The organism is Oryzihumus sp. (assembly GCF_036391795.1).
Lineage (GTDB): Bacteria > Actinomycetota > Actinomycetes > Actinomycetales > Dermatophilaceae > Oryzihumus.
In genome coordinates this window covers 1-3,519 of the sequence record NZ_DASVZH010000005.1, presented here as the reverse complement: position 1 = coordinate 3,519, position 3,519 = coordinate 1, and the positions used below count along the sequence as shown (strand labels likewise).

Sequence of the window (3,519 nt, the reverse complement as noted above, 5' to 3'; positions counted from 1 at the left end):
TCTGTTCCTCCGCCGCTGCGGCCGCGGCCGCGAGCTTCGGGGCGGGGCTGCCCTCCAGGCCGGGCTCGACCGCACCGGCGGCCGGCGCGTCCTGCACCGGCGCCGCGCCGCCCTGACCGGTCTCGACGGCGATGATCGGCGTGCCGACCTCCACCGTGTCGCCCTCGCTGACGAGCAGCTCACTGACGGTGCCGGCGAACGGCACCGGCAGCTCGACCAGCGACTTGGCGGTCTCGATCTCGACGATGATGTCGTTGACCTTGACCGTGTCGCCCGCCTTGACCTTCCAGGTGACGATCTCGGCCTCGGTCAGGCCCTCACCGGGGTCGGGGAGGTTGAAGCGCTTCACCGTTGACATGTGCGAGTCTCCTCCGTCTCAGTAGGCGAGCGCGCGGTCGACGCCGTCGAGCACGCGGTCCAGGTCGGGCAGGAACTCTTCCTCGAGCTTGCTCGGCGGGTAGGGCAGGTTGTAGCCGCCGACCCGCAGCACCGGGGCCTCCAGGTGGTAGAAGCAGCGCTGCGTGATCTCCGCGGCCACCTCGGCACCCAGGCCCAGGAACGTCGAGGCCTCGTGGGTGACGACCAGGCGACCGGTCTTCTCCACCGAGGCCGCGAGGGTGTCCATGTCCAGCGGGGAAAGGGAGCGCAGGTCGACGACCTCGATGCTCTTGCCCTCCTCGGCGGCGGCCTGGGCCGCCTCCAGCGCGACGCGCACCATCGGGCCGTAGGTCGCGAGGGTCACGTGCTCGCCCTCGCGAGCCACGCGCGCGTCATACAGGCCGAGCTTGGGCGCACCGTCCTCGTCAACCTCGCCCTTGTCCCAGTAGCGGCGCTTGGGCTCGTAGAAGACGACCGGGTCGTCGGTCTCGATGGCCTGCTGGATCATCCAGTAGGCATCCTCGGCGTTGGCGCAGGCCACGACCCGCAGGCCGGCCGTGTGGGCGAAGTAGGCCTCGTTGGACTCGCTGTGGTGCTCCACGGCGCCGATGCCGCCGCCGACCGGGATGCGGATGACGATCGGCAGCTTGACCGCGCCGAGCGAGCGGGCCCGCATCTTGGCGACCTGGCTGACGATCTGGTCGAAGGCGGGGTAGACGAAGCCGTCGAACTGCATCTCGCAGACCGGGCGGTAGCCGCGCAGGGCCAGGCCGACCGCGGTGCCGATGATGCCGGACTCGGCCAGCGGGGTGTCGATGACACGGTCCTCGCCGAAGTCCTTCTGCAGGCCGTCGGTGACGCGGAAGACGCCACCGAGCTTGCCGATGTCCTCACCCATGAGGATGACCTTGTTGTCGCGCTCCATGGAGCGGCGCAGGCCGGTGTTGATGCCCTTGGCGATGGTCAGGGTGCTCATGCTCAGTGGCCTCCCTCGAAGCTGGCGTGGTAGGCCGCGAACTCGGCGCGCTCGGCCTCGACGACGGGGTGCTCCTCGACGTAGATGTGGTCGAACATCGACAGCGGCTCGGGGTCGGGCATGGTCAGGCAGCCCTCACGGACCGTCGCCGCGAGCTCGTCGGCCTCACGGTCGACGGCGTCGAAGAACTCGGTGTCGGCCATCGCGTGGGCGGTCAGGTAGGCCTTGAGGCGGGCGATCGGGTCGCGGTGCTTCCAGACCTCGACCTCGGCGGAGACGCGGTACTTCGTCGGGTCGTCCGAGGTGGTGTGTGCGCCCATGCGGTAGGTGAACGCCTCGATGAGCATCGGGCCCTGGCCGCTGCGGGCCGCGTCCATCGCCGCCTTGGTGACCGCGTAGACGGCGAGGACGTCGTTGCCGTCCACCCGCACGCCCGGGAAGCCGAAGCCGCGCGCCCGCTGGTAGAGCGGGATACGCGTCTGGCGGTCGTTGGGCTCGGAGATGGCCCACTGGTTGTTCTGGCAGAAGAAGACCACCGGCGCGTTGTTGACCGCGGCGTAGACGAACGCCTCGTTGACGTCGCCCTGGCTGGTCGCCCCGTCGCCGAAGTAGGCCACGACGGCCGCGTCACGGTCGGCGTCGCCGGTGCCGACGGCACCATCGCGCTGGATGCCCATCGCGTAGCCGGTCGCGTGCAGCGTCTGCGCGCCGATGACGATCGTGTAGAGGTGGAAGTTCTTCTCGTCCGGGTCCCAGCCGCCGTGGTTGACGCCACGGAAGAGGCCCAGCAGGTTCAGCGGGTTGACCCCGCGGCACCACGCGACGCCGTGCTCGCGGTAGGTCGGGAAGGCATAGTCCTGTGGTCGCAGGGCGCGGCCGGAGCCGACCTGCGCCGCCTCCTGGCCGAGCAGGCTGGCCCAGATGCCCAGCTCGCCCTGGCGTTGCAGCGCGGTCGCCTCGGCGTCGACGCGGCGCACGAGGACCAGGTCGCGGTAGAAGCCGCGCAGGTCGTCCGCGTCGAGGTCGGCGACGTATGCCGAGTAGTCGGGGTGGTCGACCCGCTCGCCTTCGGGGGTGAGCAGCTGGACCAGCTCGGGTCCGCCGTCACCGATCGTCTCGGGAACAGGGGCGGTCAGCGCCGCAACGGCGGCTTCGTCGATGTGCTCGGTGCCCTCGGCACCCGCACTCGAGGCGACGTCGATGTCGCTCACAGGCTCTCCTTCTTCGCGATCCGGTGCAGCGGTTGGCTGACCGGCTCGGCTCTGGGCCGCGGACGTGGGCGGGGTCTCCGCCCGAGCTTGCTGTCCACGGCGGGGGACGGTCACGCACGCATGTGGCGGCGCTCACAGGCCTAGCGGTGCACACGCTACCGGCATGGGGACGTGGTGTTCCAAACTGTGGACACCCGACGATGCACGAAGGGCCGGCCCGAGGGCCATGACCGGGGTCACGGCCGGACCGGACCGGCCCCGCCCACGTGCGGTGTCGCGCGTCAGAAGCCGACCTGGACCAGGCCACCGACGGCGACCGAGCTCCCGGTGCCCGTGGGCAGGTTCACGCCGACCAGGGGCTGCTGCTGGGGTGCGGGCGCAGGTGCGGGGGCATCGGAGCCGCCGCCGGTGCTGCCGCCGGAGCTGTCGCCGCCCGACTTCGGGGTCGTGGTCCCTCCTGTGGTCGCCGGCGCGGGGTTGACCTTGGGCACCGACTTCGTGACCGTCCTGGTCACGGTGGCCGTGGTGACGCGGACGCTGGCGGTGCGCGCCTGGAGCGCCGAGGAGGCGTCGGCGACCTTCGTCTCCAGGCTGACGTTCTTCGTGTGCAGCCTGGCCGGCTGCCCATGCCGGGCCTGCGTGGCCGCGGGCACGTCGGCCGGCGTCGCGGTCACGTCACGCTTCTGGTTGGCCGAGGAGCCCGCCGCCTCGGTGTGGCCGTTGGGGTCGCTGCCGTTGTCCAGCGCGACCATCGTCATCGCCGCGACCGTGGCCATGCCCAGCGTCGCGAAGCCGACCGTCGGGGCCCAGACGGAGGCGCCCAGGGCGCCGGAGCGCGTCAACCGGTTGCCGGATCGCTTGCTCGTCACGATCGAACTCTGGCGATGACGACCCTTGTGAGTCGAGCGGGTGCGGGTGATATCCCCCGACATGACTAGTCACTCCTCAGTCGTA

At 70.9% G+C, this 3,519-nt stretch carries 4 protein-coding genes; all 4 read right to left on the bottom strand.

Annotated features, from left to right (window positions below; translation table 11 throughout):
- On the bottom strand, positions 1–358 hold a 358-nt coding region (locus VF825_RS00330), incomplete at its 3' end, for a biotin/lipoyl-containing protein (RefSeq protein ID WP_331108916.1).
- Between the two features lie 18 nt (positions 359–376).
- Complete coding sequence (locus VF825_RS00325) at positions 377–1,354, bottom strand: alpha-ketoacid dehydrogenase subunit beta (RefSeq protein WP_331108914.1); 978 nt, start codon at positions 1,352–1,354, stop codon at positions 377–379.
- Positions 1,355–1,356: 2 nt separating this feature from the next.
- The gene (gene pdhA / locus VF825_RS00320) at positions 1,357–2,565 is read right to left on the bottom strand and encodes a pyruvate dehydrogenase (acetyl-transferring) E1 component subunit alpha (RefSeq protein ID WP_414695726.1); all 1,209 of its coding nucleotides are present in this window, start codon (positions 2,563–2,565) and stop codon (positions 1,357–1,359) included.
- Between the two features lie 281 nt (positions 2,566–2,846).
- Positions 2,847–3,434: a hypothetical protein gene (locus VF825_RS00315; RefSeq protein WP_331108912.1), complete on the bottom strand. Its 588-nt coding sequence runs from the start codon at positions 3,432–3,434 to the stop codon at positions 2,847–2,849.
- Positions 3,435–3,519 lie beyond the last annotated feature (85 nt).